Source organism: Aedoeadaptatus urinae (assembly GCF_900155585.1).
Lineage (GTDB): Bacteria > Bacillota > Clostridia > Tissierellales > Peptoniphilaceae > Aedoeadaptatus > Aedoeadaptatus urinae.
On record NZ_LT707415.1, the window covers coordinates 85499 to 100033 of the forward strand.

At 45.0% G+C, this 14535-nt stretch carries 17 protein-coding genes; 2 read left to right on the plus strand and 15 right to left on the minus strand.

Annotated elements, in window-relative coordinates; all coding sequences use genetic code 11:
- Nucleotides 1-14 precede the first annotated feature (14 nt).
- The 9 genes from BQ7397_RS00440 to BQ7397_RS00480 all read right to left on the minus strand — a co-directional run bounded on the left by BQ7397_RS00440 (nt 15) and on the right by BQ7397_RS00480 (nt 10016).
- Nucleotides 15-1739, minus strand: coding sequence for an ABC transporter ATP-binding protein (locus BQ7397_RS00440; protein ID WP_077074236.1), 1725 nt, complete (start codon nt 1737-1739; stop codon nt 15-17).
- Nucleotides 1736-3505, minus strand: a complete 1770-nt coding sequence (locus BQ7397_RS00445) for an ABC transporter ATP-binding protein (RefSeq protein ID WP_077074237.1) — start codon at nt 3503-3505, stop codon at nt 1736-1738. The genes BQ7397_RS00440 and BQ7397_RS00445 overlap by 4 nt, the downstream gene beginning before the upstream one ends.
- 107 nt (nt 3506-3612) lie before the next feature.
- Nucleotides 3613-4227: a TetR/AcrR family transcriptional regulator gene (locus BQ7397_RS00450; RefSeq protein WP_077074238.1), complete on the minus strand. Its 615-nt coding sequence runs from the start codon at nt 4225-4227 to the stop codon at nt 3613-3615.
- 497 nt (nt 4228-4724) lie between these two features.
- The gene (locus BQ7397_RS00455) at nt 4725-5372 is read right to left on the minus strand and encodes a hypothetical protein (protein ID WP_077074239.1); all 648 of its coding nucleotides are present in this window, start codon (nt 5370-5372) and stop codon (nt 4725-4727) included.
- The gene (gene ispE, locus BQ7397_RS00460) at nt 5341-6189 is read right to left on the minus strand and encodes a 4-(cytidine 5'-diphospho)-2-C-methyl-D-erythritol kinase (protein ID WP_077074240.1); all 849 of its coding nucleotides are present in this window, start codon (nt 6187-6189) and stop codon (nt 5341-5343) included. The genes BQ7397_RS00455 and ispE overlap by 32 nt, the downstream gene beginning before the upstream one ends.
- Before the next feature lie 40 nt (nt 6190-6229).
- Nucleotides 6230-6496, minus strand: coding sequence for a Veg family protein (locus BQ7397_RS00465; protein ID WP_077074241.1), 267 nt, complete (start codon nt 6494-6496; stop codon nt 6230-6232).
- A 216-nt stretch (nt 6497-6712) separates the two neighbouring features.
- Nucleotides 6713-8995 carry a 5'-nucleotidase C-terminal domain-containing protein gene (locus BQ7397_RS00470; protein ID WP_077074242.1) on the minus strand — a complete coding sequence of 761 codons (2283 nt, stop codon included), beginning with the start codon at nt 8993-8995 and terminating at the stop codon, nt 6713-6715.
- Nucleotides 8996-9065: 70 nt separating this feature from the next.
- Nucleotides 9066-9500 (minus strand): peptide-methionine (R)-S-oxide reductase MsrB, encoded by a 435-nt coding sequence (msrB, locus tag BQ7397_RS00475; protein ID WP_077074243.1) that lies wholly within the window; start codon nt 9498-9500, stop codon nt 9066-9068.
- Between the two features lie 9 nt (nt 9501-9509).
- A complete protein-coding gene (locus tag BQ7397_RS00480; RefSeq protein WP_077074244.1) occupies nt 9510-10016 on the minus strand; it encodes a zinc ribbon domain-containing protein in 507 nt (168 codons plus the stop codon).
- 144 nt (nt 10017-10160) lie between these two features.
- Here BQ7397_RS00480 and BQ7397_RS00485 point away from each other — a divergent pair, with 144 nt between their 5' ends.
- Entirely contained in the window at nt 10161-10397 is a 237-nt protein-coding gene (locus BQ7397_RS00485; RefSeq protein WP_083703334.1) for a glutaredoxin family protein, read from the plus strand.
- A gap of 61 nt (nt 10398-10458) precedes the next feature.
- Nucleotides 10459-10656, plus strand: a complete 198-nt coding sequence (locus BQ7397_RS00490) for a DUF1858 domain-containing protein (protein WP_077074246.1) — start codon at nt 10459-10461, stop codon at nt 10654-10656.
- A gap of 63 nt (nt 10657-10719) precedes the next feature.
- Here BQ7397_RS00490 and BQ7397_RS00495 read toward each other — a convergent pair whose 3' ends face one another.
- The 6 genes from BQ7397_RS00495 to BQ7397_RS00520 form a co-directional block, all read right to left on the minus strand.
- The gene (locus tag BQ7397_RS00495) at nt 10720-11592 is read right to left on the minus strand and encodes a DUF1002 domain-containing protein (RefSeq protein ID WP_077074247.1); all 873 of its coding nucleotides are present in this window, start codon (nt 11590-11592) and stop codon (nt 10720-10722) included.
- Nucleotides 11593-11736: 144 nt separating this feature from the next.
- Nucleotides 11737-11967 carry a glutaredoxin family protein gene (locus BQ7397_RS00500; RefSeq protein WP_077074248.1) on the minus strand — a complete coding sequence of 77 codons (231 nt, stop codon included), beginning with the start codon at nt 11965-11967 and terminating at the stop codon, nt 11737-11739.
- Nucleotides 11968-12029: 62 nt separating this feature from the next.
- Entirely contained in the window at nt 12030-12356 is a 327-nt protein-coding gene (locus BQ7397_RS00505; protein WP_077074249.1) for an ArsR/SmtB family transcription factor, read from the minus strand.
- Nucleotide 12357: 1 nt separating this feature from the next.
- Nucleotides 12358-13230: a 16S rRNA (adenine(1518)-N(6)/adenine(1519)-N(6))-dimethyltransferase RsmA gene (gene rsmA, locus BQ7397_RS00510; protein ID WP_077074250.1), complete on the minus strand. Its 873-nt coding sequence runs from the start codon at nt 13228-13230 to the stop codon at nt 12358-12360.
- The gene (rnmV, locus tag BQ7397_RS00515; protein WP_234970549.1) at nt 13223-13771 is read right to left on the minus strand and encodes a ribonuclease M5; all 549 of its coding nucleotides are present in this window, start codon (nt 13769-13771) and stop codon (nt 13223-13225) included. The genes rsmA and rnmV overlap by 8 nt, the downstream gene beginning before the upstream one ends.
- Nucleotides 13759-14532, minus strand: coding sequence for a TatD family hydrolase (locus BQ7397_RS00520; RefSeq protein ID WP_077074251.1), 774 nt, complete (start codon nt 14530-14532; stop codon nt 13759-13761). Before BQ7397_RS00520 ends, rnmV begins: the two co-directional genes overlap by 13 nt.
- Nucleotides 14533-14535: the final 3 nt, after the last annotated feature.

Here is a 14535-nt window from a genome sequence, read left to right on the forward strand (position 1 = left end):
TTTAAAATTGATTGTTACTGTACAATCTTCCATTCTTTAGACTTTTCTTGATAATTCCATAAGTCTTTATATAGTCCTTCATTTTTAATAAGTTCTTCATGCTTCCCAACTTCCTCTACCTTTCCTTTGTTTAAAACAACAATTTTATCAGCTCCCATTACGCTCCTTAATTTATGAGCTACAACCACAACTGTTTTATTTTTAATTAAATTTGATATTGCTTCTTGTATAATAAGTTCATTTTCAGGATCAAGGGATGATGTTGCTTCATCAAGTAGTATTATTGGGGCGTTTTTTAATATTGCTCTCGCTATTGATATTCTTTGTTTCTCACCTCCAGACAGAGTCGCACCTCCTTGTCCAATCATAGTGTCAAATCCATCATCTTTATTGACTATAAAGTCATAAGCTCCTGCCATTTTTGCAGCATTCATGATTTCATCTTTACTTGCATTTTCATTACCAAATTTTATGTTGTTATAAATTGTGTCTTTAAAAAGATACACATCTTGAAAAACAACAGAGAATTTATCCATTAATTTATCAGGGTCGGCTGTTAGCAAATCTACCCCACCAATTTTAATTGTCCCTTCATTAGGATCATAAAATCTGGAAATTAATTTAATTAGTGTAGATTTTCCAGAGCCAGAGTAACCAACAAAAGCAGTTAATTCGTTTTCATTAATGTCTAATGAAACATTATCGATAACCTTAGATTCCTTGTAAGAAAATGAAACATCACAGATTTCAATTTTGTTACTTTCGTTTACACCGGAATTTCCTGACATAGGTTTAGCGTTAAGTAAATTTATGATTCTCTCTCCTGAAACTGATGCCATTTGTAGACCTGTATAATTTACAAGTGCAAGCTCCAAGGGATCAAAAATCCTTGTACCTACAAATAAGAACATTAAAAATGTATCAATTTCCAAAGATCCATTTATAAATAAATAGGAACCAACTAAACTCATCAAAGGAAGTCCTATTCTTAAAATCATACTTGCTATAGTAGTTAATGAACCAACCCCTTTCTCACTCTTAATATTTGCATTTCTTGAGTTTTCTATATCTTCTTCAAGTTTTGTTAATGTATCATCTAAGCTGTTATAAGCTTTTAGAGTCTTAATGGCATCCAAATATTCATTTATATCTTCTTCCTCTTTTATCCTAATTTTCTTTGTTTTCAAATAAATTTTTTTCTGAAAGTTTTGCATGAGTGTAAGAAGTAGAACAGAAATAGGTAGTCCAATAAGAGTTGCTATTCCCATTTTTACATTAATTATCAAAAATAATATTGAGCAAAGAACCGCTACACATATACCACTGAAAAATTGAGGTAATTGGTGAGTTACTGCCGTTTCAACTTTGAAAAAATCATTCATTAATGTATCTAAGATCTCTGCTGAACTTTTCCCTGAAATATAACCTATTGGCAGTTTTCTTATGTGGTCTGCAAGCTCTATTCTTCCATCTGCACTTGTCTTGTATCCAAGTTCATAGGTATATTTTGTTGCTAAATTTTCCAATAAGAATGTTATTAAGAAAAATACTGCCATTATCCCAAAATACTTCCATAAAAGGCTCGTATCTATACTATCTGCACCTCTATTTAAAAATAGTGTTTCTACAATTTTCGCCAAAGCAATAAATGGTATAAGGTTGGAAATAGATGCCAAAACATTTAAAATAATTGATTTTCTTATATTATTTATCTTTCCTAATGTAATATTTCTTATCATTCATTCTCACTCCCTTCTATATCCATTTGCCAAATATTTGTCTTCTTATAAATACCAAAGAGTCTCTTATATATTCCATCTGCAAGGATTAAATCTTCATGCTTACCTCTTTCTGCAATTTTTCCATCAGATATAACTAAAATTTGATTTGCATGTTCTATGGTATTTAACCTATGAGCAATCATAATAACCGTCTTATCCTTAACCAATTCAGATAAAGCTTCTTGCATAAGATATTCATTTTCAGAGTCTGCAAAACTTGTTGCCTCGTCTAATACTAATATTGGTGCATCCTTTAAAATCGCTCTTGCTACTGCAATACGTTGTTTCTCTCCGCCGGATAAATAAGTTCCTTTACCCAAAACAGTGTCATACCCATCAGGAAGTTTGACAATAAAATCATGACATCTTGCTTTCTCACATGCTTTTATGACATCTTCTTTTGTAGAACCTGTCTTTGCCATAGCAACATTATTGATGACTGTATCTGTGATAAGATCGCTGTCTTGAAAAACAAATGCTATACTATCCATTAAAACATTTATTGGAATGTTTTTTATGTTAACTCCACCAATTTTAATAGAGCCTTCTGAAGGATCATAAAATCTCGGTATTAGCGATCCAATTGTAGATTTCCCTGCTCCCGAATAGCCAACTAATGCTGTAACTTCTGCTTGTCTAGCACAGAAGCTTATATTTTTTAAAACCTCTTCATTTATATAAGAAAAGCTTACATTATTAAATTCAAGATCGTGACCTTTTATCTCTTCCTCACTATTTTCAATTGCCAATTCTTTTTGATCTATAATTTCATAGACTCTCAAAACAACTTCATTTAGTAAATTCATTCCTTCTGCAAAATCTCTAAGTTTTAATGCAGGTACGCTAATGGCAGGTGCAAGAATCAAATAGAAAATAAAAACTGTAGCAAAATCCAAGTTATCATTTCGTGACATTAAAAGTATTCCTACTGGAACTATGAATGTAGCAACAGATAAAATAAACATTCTAAATGAAACAAATCCCGGTCTTATCATTGATGTCATCGATCTTGTAAAGTCTCTATATTCTCCTACTGACTTTGAAAAAGTTTTAAATGATTTTGCTCCTGTTCCAAATATTTTCACTTCCGGCATACCTTTAACGTATTCAGTAGTTGCTGAATTAATTTGATCCAAAATCGCAAAGTTCTTCTCAAGTCCACCCGACTTTATAATCTTTGCCATGATTGTAATCTGAATTCCTAAACCAACAAATATAATTAACAAAGTCGTAAGACCTAATATTAAATTTATCTTTAACATAACAATTATCATTGCTAAAATTAGTGTTAAAGTTGAAATTAAATTTGGTAATTGATGAGAAAAGTATCCCTCAATTTGATTCATATCCGATCCTAATACTTGCCTTATTTTTGACTTGTTGTCCCCAGTAAAAAATCCTAAAGGAAGTTTCCCAATATGAAATAATATCTTCTTTTTTAAATTAGCTATTAAAACATATGAAAACTTATGGCATACAATACCGCCAATGTAAGTTAAGCAATATGACAATATCACTGCTGCAAGTCCATCGATACAGAACTGTATTGTACTTTGTTCTAATTTTCCATATAAAAATAGAGATTTTATGACTTTGTATATCACCAAAATTGGACAAATACTTAATAGCATACCAAGACTAACAAATAATATCCCTCCTACAAGTTGTCCTTTTTTTATTTCAGTATAGGAAATAATATCTTTGATTGATTTCTTCTTTTTCATCTAAAACATACCTCCTTACCGAACGAGTTCGTTCATTTGCCTTAAAACTAATACAAGGAAAACACCATTGATGTTTCCCTTGTAAAATACTTATATTTTATTTTTCTCTAATGAGGTCTTTGAAATAGTTCGCTTATTATTCCAAAGGCTTCACTTGAATTTGTTTTGTTTTCTCCCTTAATAATATAGTCGTTATATATTGTGCCAACAGCTCCGTATAAAATAAAAGCTGCAAAACTTCTCACATTTTCTCTGTTTATTCCCATATTATTTTCTATTTTTTTATTTTCTATTCCTTCAATTATAAACTCTGAATAGACATCTATAAATTTCCCAATGTAATGAATCAATTCCCATAGCCTGTAAGAGTTATCTGTAATTGAATTCTCTTTTGAAAAATTATATCTTGTTGTAAATTGACTGATATCTTTTACTATGAGTTCTCTTAGAATTTTTATTCTTTCTTCGTAATCTATTTCCTTGTTTTGAAGGATACCTAACTTATTTTTTAATTTTTCATCAAAGTATGTTTCCATACACGCCAAGAAAATATCTTCTTTTGATTTGAAATAATAATAAAACATTCCTGGCGCTCCATTAACTTCTGCGAGAATATCTCTAACAGAAACTTTCTCATACCCATACTTTTCAAAAAGTCTGGATGCTATGTTTATAAGCTCCTGTTTTCTTTCTTCTGGATCTTTTACATTTCTCTTTGCCAAAACCTCACCTCCTATTGACCGACACTCGTTCTTTTGAAGTAGGTTATCATTCTCATTTGTTTTTGTCAAGAGCGAAGCCTAAACAAACTACATATAGAGTACTCCTGTTAATTTGGTCATAATTTTCAATGCTTCGCTTGCTGCATTTTTTTACATTACATTCGAGCTAGGTTTTAATCAATCGTTCACGATATTATTTCGGACTCTCGTCTTTTTACTTTTCTCTGACTCGATCGGTGGTGTCGTCGCGTGTAAAGCTTTTGATTGCCCCACGCATCCTTGTCAGCTTCGATAGACGTATCTTCTTTTTTCAGTGCACTGAAAAATTTTGAATGGGCGTGTTGTCGTAGCAGTTGCCTTTCCTCAGCCTGCTTTAAAAGATTTTATGCTCCTCTTTCTTCTATTCGTCATTGTATTTTGCCATTAAAAGACCCCCAAAGGTTGGATTTCTTGGTCCAACTTTTGGGGGTCAGTGCAATTGCCGGGGCTTCTTCGATTTAATCTTTTTTCTTTACCTCGCCACGAAGCCAGGGGTGGAAATAATATTTTCTGAAACGCAGTACCTCGCCTGTGAGCTCGACCAAAAGCCGCTCCAGGGCATAATCCCGCACCGTCCAGTACAGGCGCAGCTCGCCCTTTCCCTCCCTTTCGGGAATCAGCGAAAGCCATTGATCCAAGGGATCCGAGACCTTGACACCCTTCCCCTGAAAGACGCGGGCAAAGTCGTCAGCGCGGTAGCTGTAGCCTAAAAGGCCGAGGACCGCCGTGCCCTCCTTGGGTAGCCGCTCGGCGTAGCTGTCGATCATGTGCAGGACGTAGCTGTGATGAAAGAGGCCGTCTGCCAGAGTGTGGTATAAAAATTCCGTGTTGAAATCCGAATCTCTTAAGCCGACGGTAAAGCCCTCGTCCCTTGCGTCATGAAGCAGGCCGTAAAAGCTACCGTCTCCCCTGTAGTCTTCACCGAGATAGAGGCAGGGACTCAGCTTCATGGACTGAAAGCGCCCCCGATTCCTTTCGTGAAAATCGGACGCGTCCCCTTCGGGATCGTAGAGCACAGTAAAAGAAAGGTCCGGCCTGCGCCGAAGCAAGGCGGCTGCAGCATAGACGCCTGCCCTATCCCTTATGGCAATCCCCAGTCTCTCCATGTTCCTCTCCCAATATCTTCGTTTTAATGACGACGGCATACTTTTCTCTTAGTATAGCATAGGCGACGTCCCGTTCCTCAACTTTTTTAAACAAACCGTAAACCGTGGGTCCCGAGCCGGACATGTGGGAAAAGGCGCAGCCGGCCTCGTAAAGATCGGCGATCATCTCGTCGATGACGGGATGCATTTTCGCCACGGAATCATAAAGATCGTTGGCCACGACATCCTTCAGCCCTTCCAAACGACCGCTTGCGAGGCATTCCACGGCAGCTTCCGGTGAGCCGTCGGAATGCTTGAGCTTTACGGCGGCGTAGGCGTCCTTTGTGGACACGGCAAAGCCCGGGTTTAATAAAAGCAACGGATAGGAGGGAACGGACACGGGGCGGAGCTTATCGCCGATCCCTTCCCCCACGGCTGCCCTTCCGTAAAGACAGTAGGGAAAATCCGCTCCGAGAACCGCCGATTGAGGGATCAGCTCATCGTCGCTTATGGGCAGGCTGTAAAGGTCTCTCACGGCCTTTAACACCGCTGCGCCGTCAGCCGTGCCGCCGGCGAGGCCCGCCCCCGCCGGAATGTTTTTCTCTATGCGTATATGTACGGGCAAGGGACCGAACTTTTCTTCCAAAAAGCGGTGAGCCACGGTCATTAAATCCTTCTCGCTGTAATGGGGCCCCTCAATAGAAAAGGCTCGGGCCTTTGACACGGCAATGTCGTCGTAAAGCCCGATGGGCAGAAAAAGTGTTTTAATTTCGTGGTAGCCGTCGGCTCGTTTTCCCGAAACCCACAGGCCCACATTGATTTTTCCGTAAGCGCGCAAGATATCCTCCCATAAAAAAAGCTCCTCGCGGAGCTTTTTCTTACGATATTTTCAAATCAGCCGAGTTCGCATCCTCTTCCAAAATCATAATCTTTACCGTCGACGTCAGGACGTCGGCGTAGGTAAAGGAAATGTTTCGGTCCGTGCGCTCGTCGGAAGCGATGGAGACGACGAACAGGGACGGGTAAACCGCCTGAAGCACGCCCTTTCGCGTGACAATGCGCTTGCGTCCTCGATTTGCCTTCACGATCACTTCTTTGCCAATATGCTCTGACAATTCGTTTTTAATCATATCCATTTGTGTCATTGGGACCGCCCTTCTATCCACACAATCCTAAGTGTTATCATTATACAAAATTTTAGGTCCCATGTCAAGTCAAATAACGCTATATGATATATCATAAGATTGGCCGGGTCAAGTGAAATGTTCGTGAATATTAAAATAAATTTCACGACCCCTTTACTTTTTATTTACACCGCCGATTTTTCCCACAAAAAAAGAGCCGTCGCCGGCTCTCTTTTCTTATGCAGCTTTCTTTTCAGCTTCAGCTACTTTCTTTTCAACAGCTTTCTTTTCAGCTTCGGCTGCTTTCTTATCAACAGCTTTCTTCTCTGTCGCTTTTTTGTCTTTTTCAACGACCTTGCCCTTGTCGTCGACTTTCTTCAGACTACGGACGATTTCATCTAAATCGTTCATCACCTTGGCCAGCTCGGCACGAGTAGCCGATGCCTTGGGTACGAATTTGTTGTTTTCGCGGCCTTGCATTAGGTTGGCGTGGCGAACGATGTCGATGGGTTCGAGGGCCCATTTAGAGATCATGTTTTGATCGGCGAAGGGCTCTTTCAGATCCAGGGTATAGGGAACTTTCTTTCCTTCGATGTAGCGACCTAAGATGGTTGCCATTTCTTCACGAGTCACTTTTTGATTGGGTTTGAAGGTGTTGTCTTCATAGCCCATGACGTATTTGTTCTTTGCTGCCCAGATCACGGCGTTTTCGTACCAATCGCCTGCCTTCACATCCGTAAAGGGATTGGCGGAGGTTTGTTTCACGTCTTGACCTTCGAGACGAGCCAGTACGGAGACGAGCATGCCTCTGGTAATGGGAGAGTTGGGCGCGAAGGTGGCTTCCGTTACGCCTTTAAAGAGGCCTTTTTGAGTAGCGGAAAGAATGACTTTTTCTGCCCAGTGGCCTTTAATGTCGGTGAAGGCATTGGGTGCGGCAGGAACCACAGGTTTTTCGCCGGTCTTTTCCTGAACGACGATGCGGCCTTCCACCTTCGGGTTCACGTCCTTGTGTTCGCTCAGGTATTTTTCGAGAACTTCCGTGTACATACCGTAATCGCCGAGCTTTTTGCCCTTGGCAAACATGGTGTAACCGTCGCCGCCGCCGGCCATAAAGTCGTTGGTAGCTAAGGTATAGGTTTTTTCGAGATCAAGTGCCTTATCTCCAACCTTTACGTCAAAGACGCGCTTGCCGGCTTCTTGCTTCGGATCGTATTTAAAGCTGACACCGGAAACTTGGGGGAACTTCCCTTGAGGTGCCGGTGCGTCGGCCACGCCGTATTCCAATGCGGCCAGTAAGTCGGCGCCCTTCACTTCGATCTTCATAATGGTGTTGCCGAAGGGGAAGCTGGTCCAAATTTGGGTCATGTTGATTTTCCCTGCGGGAATGGATTCGCGAATGCCGCCGCCGTTAGTAATGGCGATGTCGGACTTCGCCGCATGACGCATGGCGTCTGCGACCATGTTGCCGAAATTGGTTTCCTGAGCACGTACGTGTTCTCTTGCGCCGTCTAAGTCCACTGCCGTGGTGCCGACGACCCGTTCCAGCTTGTCCTTATTGGCTGCGTAAATATCGTCGATTTTCTTGGCGATGTCCTTGTTTTCTTCGATCTTTTCGAAGAAGGCGGCATCGCGAAGAACGGCGGTTTTGGAAATAATGGTCTTGCCCCGCAAGGTAATGTTTACTTCGCCTAAATTTTTCAGGTAGTTGCCCGTTTGAGCGATCAAGGTGTTGTTGACCACTTGGCCATTGTCCAGCTTCGTGTGAGAGTGACCGTCGATAATGACGTCGATGCCGTCCACGGCCTTGGCAATGTCGGTGGTCTTGACTACGGTGGCATCGTCGATGCCCACGTGGGCCAACATAACGACGACGTCAACGCCTTGATCCTTCAAGGATTTCACTTGGGCGCGAGCCACTTCTACCGGGTTCAAGAAGGTAATGCCTTCGGTGTTTTTCGGATTGGATTTAACCTTCGTTTCTTCCGTGGCGATGCCGAAGACGCCGACTTTCACGCCGTCCACATCGATAATGGTTTGGCCTTTAAAGTCGTTGGTGCCGGTGTTTTTAATGATGTTGGCAGCCAAAATATCGAAACCTTCGGCGGAGCCTTTTGCGGGAGCCGCTTGATTTTTAAAGTCTACCAATGCATTGTAGCCGTAGTTGAAATCGTGGTTGCCGGGTACCATGGCCTTGTAGCCCATGGCCTTCATCAAGCCGATGACGCCCTTTCCGTTTTCAATGCCGGCAATGGCGGTTCCGTGAGTCACGTCCCCTGCATCGAGAAGAACCGAATTTTTAATGCTGTCCGCATAGGTCTTGACTCTCGCATAGCCGATATTGGTGAGTTTTTTGTCCTTGCCGTATTCCGCTGCCACATGACCGTGAACGTCGTTGGTATGTAGCAGGGTAATGGTCTTCGTTTGCGTGTCTTCCGGCGCTGCAAAGACGCTTGCCGGTCCGGCGACGATGCCGAGAACCATTGCCGTTGCCAGTGCCAAGGATAAAAATTTTCTTTTCATACATGCCTCCTTTATTTTCCTAAAGTATATTAGCATTATACCCCAGCAGGGGCCGACTATTCTTTTCAATTTAGAAACAATTCAGCCAAGAACCGTACCCTTTTTCTTCCATTTCCGCCTTGGGAATAAATTCGATGCTGGCGCCGTTAATGCAGTAGCGCAGGCCTCCCGCCTCCTTCGGCCCGTCGTTAAAGACGTGGCCCAGGTGGGTAGTTTCCGTCTCCACCTCCGTGCGAAGCATGCCGTAGCGCGTATCCGTGGTCTCTTTGATCGGCGCATCGGGCGCCGTCTTGGAAAAGGCGGGCCAGCCGCAGCCGGAATCGAATTTATCCTTCGATAAAAACAAGACCTCTTTCGTGATGACGTCCACGTAAATGCCTTCGTCAAACAGCTCGTCGTAGGGATGAGAAAAGGGCGGCTCCGTCCCCTTCTCTCTCGTCACGTGGTAGGCCCCGTCGCCTAAGGACGCCCGCAGCTCCTCTTCGTTCCACTGTTTCTTATCCATAAAAACCTCCTAAGCCAAAGGCGTGCCGCAACGGGGACAATAGGTAGCCCCGGCTTCCGCCTGGAAGTGGCAATTTCTGCATTCGATGAAATCCGGATCCTCGGTGATCAGCTCCACCCGCTCAATTTTTTTGCCGCAGTGAGGACAAAAATTCGTCCCCTCGGAAATTTCCGTGTGGCAATCCGGACATTCGTAGCGAAACACATCTCCCTCCAGCTCCTTGGACTCCATGCGATTTTGCAGGCTCGCCTTTTCCTTCTGCAATTCGTCGATGGCAAACAAAAGCTCGGAGCTGGTGGTGTCCGCCATGTGAGACTGCTCCCGCATTTCCATATAATAAACTTCCCCTAAATGGGTGTATTCATCTAAAATTTTACTTTCCAGTTCTCGAATCTGTAGGCGCAGCTTCGCCACATTGGATGCTTCCTTTGCGTTGTAAAAGCCTTTAATGCCCAAGTCCTTTACTTGGTTGGACAAGTCTTCAAAGCCCTTGCCGATGCTGTTAAAAATATCCATACCTTCACCTCGAATAAAGCATATCACATGGCTGTAGCAAATGAACCGACTTAGTAAAGGATTAGACTTTTTTCAAGAATTTCCCATCATGTGTGAAAATGCGGCTGTTGGGTATAGATGATCAGAGAATAAAGGAGGATGAAAATGGATTACAAATTATACGCCATGACCTACTGCCCCTTTTGCCAAAAGGTTCAGGGCTTTATGAAGAAAAATAACATCGACAACGTTGAAGTCATTTATATCGATAAAGATGAAGACGCCAAGGCAGCTTTAATCGAAGGCAGCGGCGGCAAGCAAGTGCCCTGTCTCCACTTTGGCGACACATGGATGCTCGAAAGCAACGACATTATCGACTACATGAAGGAAAATTTGCTTTAACTTGCCAAACTTTTTCTCATAGGATAGAATAAACTGAAAACAAAGCTCGAAGGAGGCTAGGATGATTACAAAAGATATGTTAATCGGCGATTTAGTTCGCCAATACCCGGAAGCTATTCGCATTCTCATGCAATTCGGCATGGGCTGCGTCGGTTGCCCTTCCAGTCAAATGGAATCTTTGGAAGAAGCCGCTTACGTACACGGCTTCGATGTCGATGAGCTGATGAAGGCTTTAAACAAAGTCGTCGAAGCACAATAAAAAAAGCCTCCCGCCAAGGGAGGTCTTTTTGTTACTTTCAAGAGCCCGGCGTGCCGGGTTTTTTTATTTGTTGAAAATGGAGCTGAAGAGATCGGCGAAAAAGGCTTTGATCCTTTGAATCAGACTTTGACCTTCCTCACTGTTAAGATAATCCTTCGCCTGATCGGCAGCGCCCTTGGCCTTGTCCGCCAAGCCGTTCCAGTCAATGTCGGTCTTTCTCAGGTGATCGAAAAAGTCCGTCAGCTGCTCCGTTTGTTCCGGGGTGATGTTGATATTATACTCGTTGATAATATTGACGACGATGGCTTGCACCTCTTCCCGGCTCTTCGGAGCTTCCGTGGCGATCTTTTCCTTAATGTCCTTGACCAGGCCCGTGGCATTGTCCGCGCCCACGTCTTGGGCCAAATTCGATGTGACCACCATTTCTTCGTTGGCGGCTTTTTTTACCTTGTCGCTGATTTTTTTGCCGGTGGACGTTTCGTAAGCCTTCATAATGCCGGTGAGTGCCGCCGTACCGCTGACATTGACGGGGGCGTCCACGGTAATCTTTGCGTCCTTCACCCCTGCCGTTTCCAAGGCTTGGCGATACATATCGTGGGTAATGTAGCGAATCCTCTTAGACGTTTCCACTTGAATTCCGCTACCTTCAGCCGTGTATTCCACCTTGGCACTGGAAATCGCCTTGCGACCGATTTTTGATTCGGGAACGAAATCACCCAGGTATTTGTGCTCTTCCGCATTGGTGACCTCGATGATTTGATCGTCCTCCGAGCCGTTAAAGCGTTTCATAAGCTCGTCTCGTTGGGCGGGCGTCAGGTCCTGTCCGAAAGATAAAATCACATCCCCTTCCAGGGAATCGGCGAATACCGGCGCCTGGATCGATGCGAGCATGACCAGAGCCAAGGCCATGGCCGTGAATCTTTTAAAAAATTTCATAATCTCCTCCACTTCTTTTACTCGTTGCCATTATATCATAGGGCCTTTTTCAGAAAGGGCTCACGCAAGAGTCTTCGACGGATTTTAGAAAACTTTTGCATTTCTAACACAAAAAAAGAGGCCGAAGCCTCTTTTCCTTTTCGATTACTTGTCCAACGCGCCGTCGATTCGTGCGCGGTCGAAGCCGACGATTTCTTCTTCGCCGATGACGAGAACGGGAACGCCGGTGTAGCCCATGGAGATCAATTCATCTCTTGCGGCCGCATCGTTTTGCACGTTCTTTTCTTCAAATTCGACGCCTTTTTCTTTTAAATAATCCTTTGCCATGGTGCAGTAAGGACAGGTGTTGCTCGTATAAACTACTACTTTAGACATTTGTGTTCCTCCCAAATTAAAATTCAATTCACTGCCGTCATTTATACCCGCGAGGTGCGGTCTCAATCATTTTCTCCGATTTTATGCATGGCGTGGGTATAGCCCATGGAGAAGAGGGTCTCCACGTGATCGTCGTCCAGAGAATAGAATACCTTTCGCCCTTCTTTTTTCGAGCGGATCAATCCCTCTTGCTTCAAAAGAATGAGCTGATGGGATATGGACGACTGGCTCATGCCTAAAAGCTCCACCAGTTTCGACACATTGCAGGTGCCCAGCATGAGGGCGTATAAAATTTTTAAACGTGTGGGATCGGCCATGACTTTGAAGATGCCGCTTAGACTGTCGATTAATTCGTCGTTTTCGGCAAAGGCGCGAAATTTTTCGTCCATGTCATTCCCTCTCCTTTTCTACTTTCGGAAAATTCTTCGCAAGGATGCGATACTCTTCCACGGTAATGGCTTCGGCCCGCCTGGTGGGCTCGATGCCCGTGTCCTCAAGAGCCTGTAGAATCTGTTCCTTCTCCACGTCGAAGCCGTAGGTGGACAGGGCGTTTAACACGGTCTTGCGCCGCTTGGAAAACGCCGCCCGCACCACGGCCTCCGCCCGCTTTAGATTTTCGCCGTGATCGGTTTTGAAATTCGTCAGACTCAACACGGCGCTGTCGACATTGGGCTGGGGCATGAAACAGGTTCTGGGCACGGTAAGGGCCACGGCCACTTCCGTGCGCATTTGCAAAAAGACGGAGATGGAGCCGTAGGCCTTCGTCCCCGAGGATGCCGCCATGCGGTTCGCCATTTCTTTTTGCACCATGACGTGAACCGATTCCAAATTGAGCCCCGAATCAAAGAGATGGACCAGTATGGGCGTCGTGACGTAGTAGGGCAGATTCGCCACCACTTTGATCTTTCTGTCGCTGAAGCGGGTTTCGATTTCTTTTTTCAAATCTGTCTTTAATACGTCTCTGTAAAAAATTTCCACGCCGCTATAGCCGCCCAGGGTCTCGTCTAAAATCGGCTTTAGGTGCTCGTCGATTTCCACGCAAAAGACCTTGGCGCCTCTTAGGGCCAGCTCTTCTGTCAAGGTGCCGATGCCGGCGCCGATTTCCAGAATCACGTCCCCTTCGTTTACATGGGCGCTGTCGGCGATGGCGCGGACGATGTTGCCGTCGATGAGAAAGTTTTGTCCCAGGGATTTTTGAAAGCGAAAGCCCCATTTCTCTTGAATCTCGCGAATCCGCGCCGGGCTGTATAGTCGTTTATCCACGGAACACCTCCTCGTAGATGCGCTCAAATTCTTCCACGGTAATGCCGAAGCTGTTGAGTCTGCGCAAAAATTGCTTGCCGTTGCCGTGACCGATGCCCAGGGCTTCGGCCATTTTGTTTCGCCGCTCTGTGGCATCCGATGCGCCCGTCATGCCGTAGCGAATCATATCGGCCTTGGTAAAGGTCTCCTCGAAGGATTTTTTCATGGGCTTGGCGCGAAAAATCGCCTCGCGAATGTCTTCGGGCTTGGCGTTTTCGATGCCGATGTCGTCCTTACACAGGGCCTTGTCCTGTGGCAAATAGGCCTGCTTCGGCGAAGACAGTGCCTCGGTAAGCCGCTTTCGAATCTGCTTGCCCATGTAGTCCGGGTCCGTGAGGATGATGATGCCCCGCCGCTCTTCGACCTTCCTCAGCTCACGAAGGAATTTTTCGCCGAAGGCGTAGCCCCCCGTGGCCATGACGTCGCAGTTTAAGGCACTCTTTACCCGGGCGATGTCGTCTTTTCCTTCGACGACGATGATTTCCTGAATTATTTCTTCCATTGGTAAAACCGTTTCGTATTTTCGTCGGTGCGGGCCACCAATTCCGCCACGTCCATTCCCCTGAGGGCGGCGATGTTTTTCGCCACATCCGCCACGAATTTCGGCTCGTTGCGCTTGCCCCGATTGGGCTCGGGGGTCATGTAGGGGCAGTCCGTTTCAAGAAGCAGGCGGTCCATGGGAACCGCCGCCGCCACTCTCTTCGGCACCTTGGCGTTTTTAAAGGTGGTGACGCCGCCGAGGGATAGGTAGCAGCCCAGGGCCATAAAGCGCTCCATCATTTCCACGGAATAGCTGTAGCAATGGATGAGCACGTGATGGCCGGGATGGGCGTCCAGAAATTCGCGGACGATGTCGTAGGTCTCCTCCGCCGCATCTCTGGAGTGGATCACCAGGGGCAGGTCCACCTCCGCCGCCAAGTCGCACATGGCGCGAAAGACATCCCGCTGCACCTCCCGCGGCGAATTTTCGTAATAGTAATCCAGGCCGCATTCGCCGATGGCGAGGACCTTTTCCTCTTTTGCGAGCTCGACGAGCTCCTCCCGCACCTCGGGATTGTAGCCGTCCGCTTCCTGGGGATGGATCCCCACCACGGCGTAAAGCTTGTCGTACTTTCGCGCCAAGTCCACCACGGCGCGGGATGTTTCTATATCGCTGCCCACATTGACCACGGCGTCCAGGCCGTCTGCGTTCATGCGGGCGATGATTTCTTCTCGATCGTCGTCAAATGCCTCATTTTCCAAATGGGAATGGGCGTCTATCATACT

Coding starts and splice junctions, on each gene's coding strand:
- BQ7397_RS00440 (WP_077074236.1), bottom strand. CDS start 1,739: ATGATAAGAAATATTACATTAGGAAAGATAAATAATATAAGAAAATCA.
- BQ7397_RS00445 (WP_077074237.1), bottom strand. CDS start 3,505: ATGAAAAAGAAGAAATCAATCAAAGATATTATTTCCTATACTGAAATA.
- BQ7397_RS00455 (WP_077074239.1), bottom strand. CDS start 5,372: ATGGAGAGACTGGGGATTGCCATAAGGGATAGGGCAGGCGTCTATGCT.
- BQ7397_RS00465 (WP_077074241.1), bottom strand. CDS start 6,496: ATGACACAAATGGATATGATTAAAAACGAATTGTCAGAGCATATTGGC.
- BQ7397_RS00470 (WP_077074242.1), bottom strand. CDS start 8,995: ATGAAAAGAAAATTTTTATCCTTGGCACTGGCAACGGCAATGGTTCTC.
- msrB (WP_077074243.1), bottom strand. CDS start 9,500: ATGGATAAGAAACAGTGGAACGAAGAGGAGCTGCGGGCGTCCTTAGGC.
- BQ7397_RS00480 (WP_077074244.1), bottom strand. CDS start 10,016: ATGGATATTTTTAACAGCATCGGCAAGGGCTTTGAAGACTTGTCCAAC.
- BQ7397_RS00485 (WP_083703334.1), top strand. CDS start 10,161: ATGGATTACAAATTATACGCCATGACCTACTGCCCCTTTTGCCAAAAG.
- BQ7397_RS00490 (WP_077074246.1), top strand. CDS start 10,459: ATGATTACAAAAGATATGTTAATCGGCGATTTAGTTCGCCAATACCCG.
- BQ7397_RS00495 (WP_077074247.1), bottom strand. CDS start 11,592: ATGAAATTTTTTAAAAGATTCACGGCCATGGCCTTGGCTCTGGTCATG.
- BQ7397_RS00500 (WP_077074248.1), bottom strand. CDS start 11,967: ATGTCTAAAGTAGTAGTTTATACGAGCAACACCTGTCCTTACTGCACC.
- BQ7397_RS00505 (WP_077074249.1), bottom strand. CDS start 12,356: ATGGACGAAAAATTTCGCGCCTTTGCCGAAAACGACGAATTAATCGAC.
- rnmV (WP_234970549.1), bottom strand. CDS start 13,771: ATGGAAGAAATAATTCAGGAAATCATCGTCGTCGAAGGAAAAGACGAC.
- BQ7397_RS00520 (WP_077074251.1), bottom strand. CDS start 14,532: ATGATAGACGCCCATTCCCATTTGGAAAATGAGGCATTTGACGACGAT.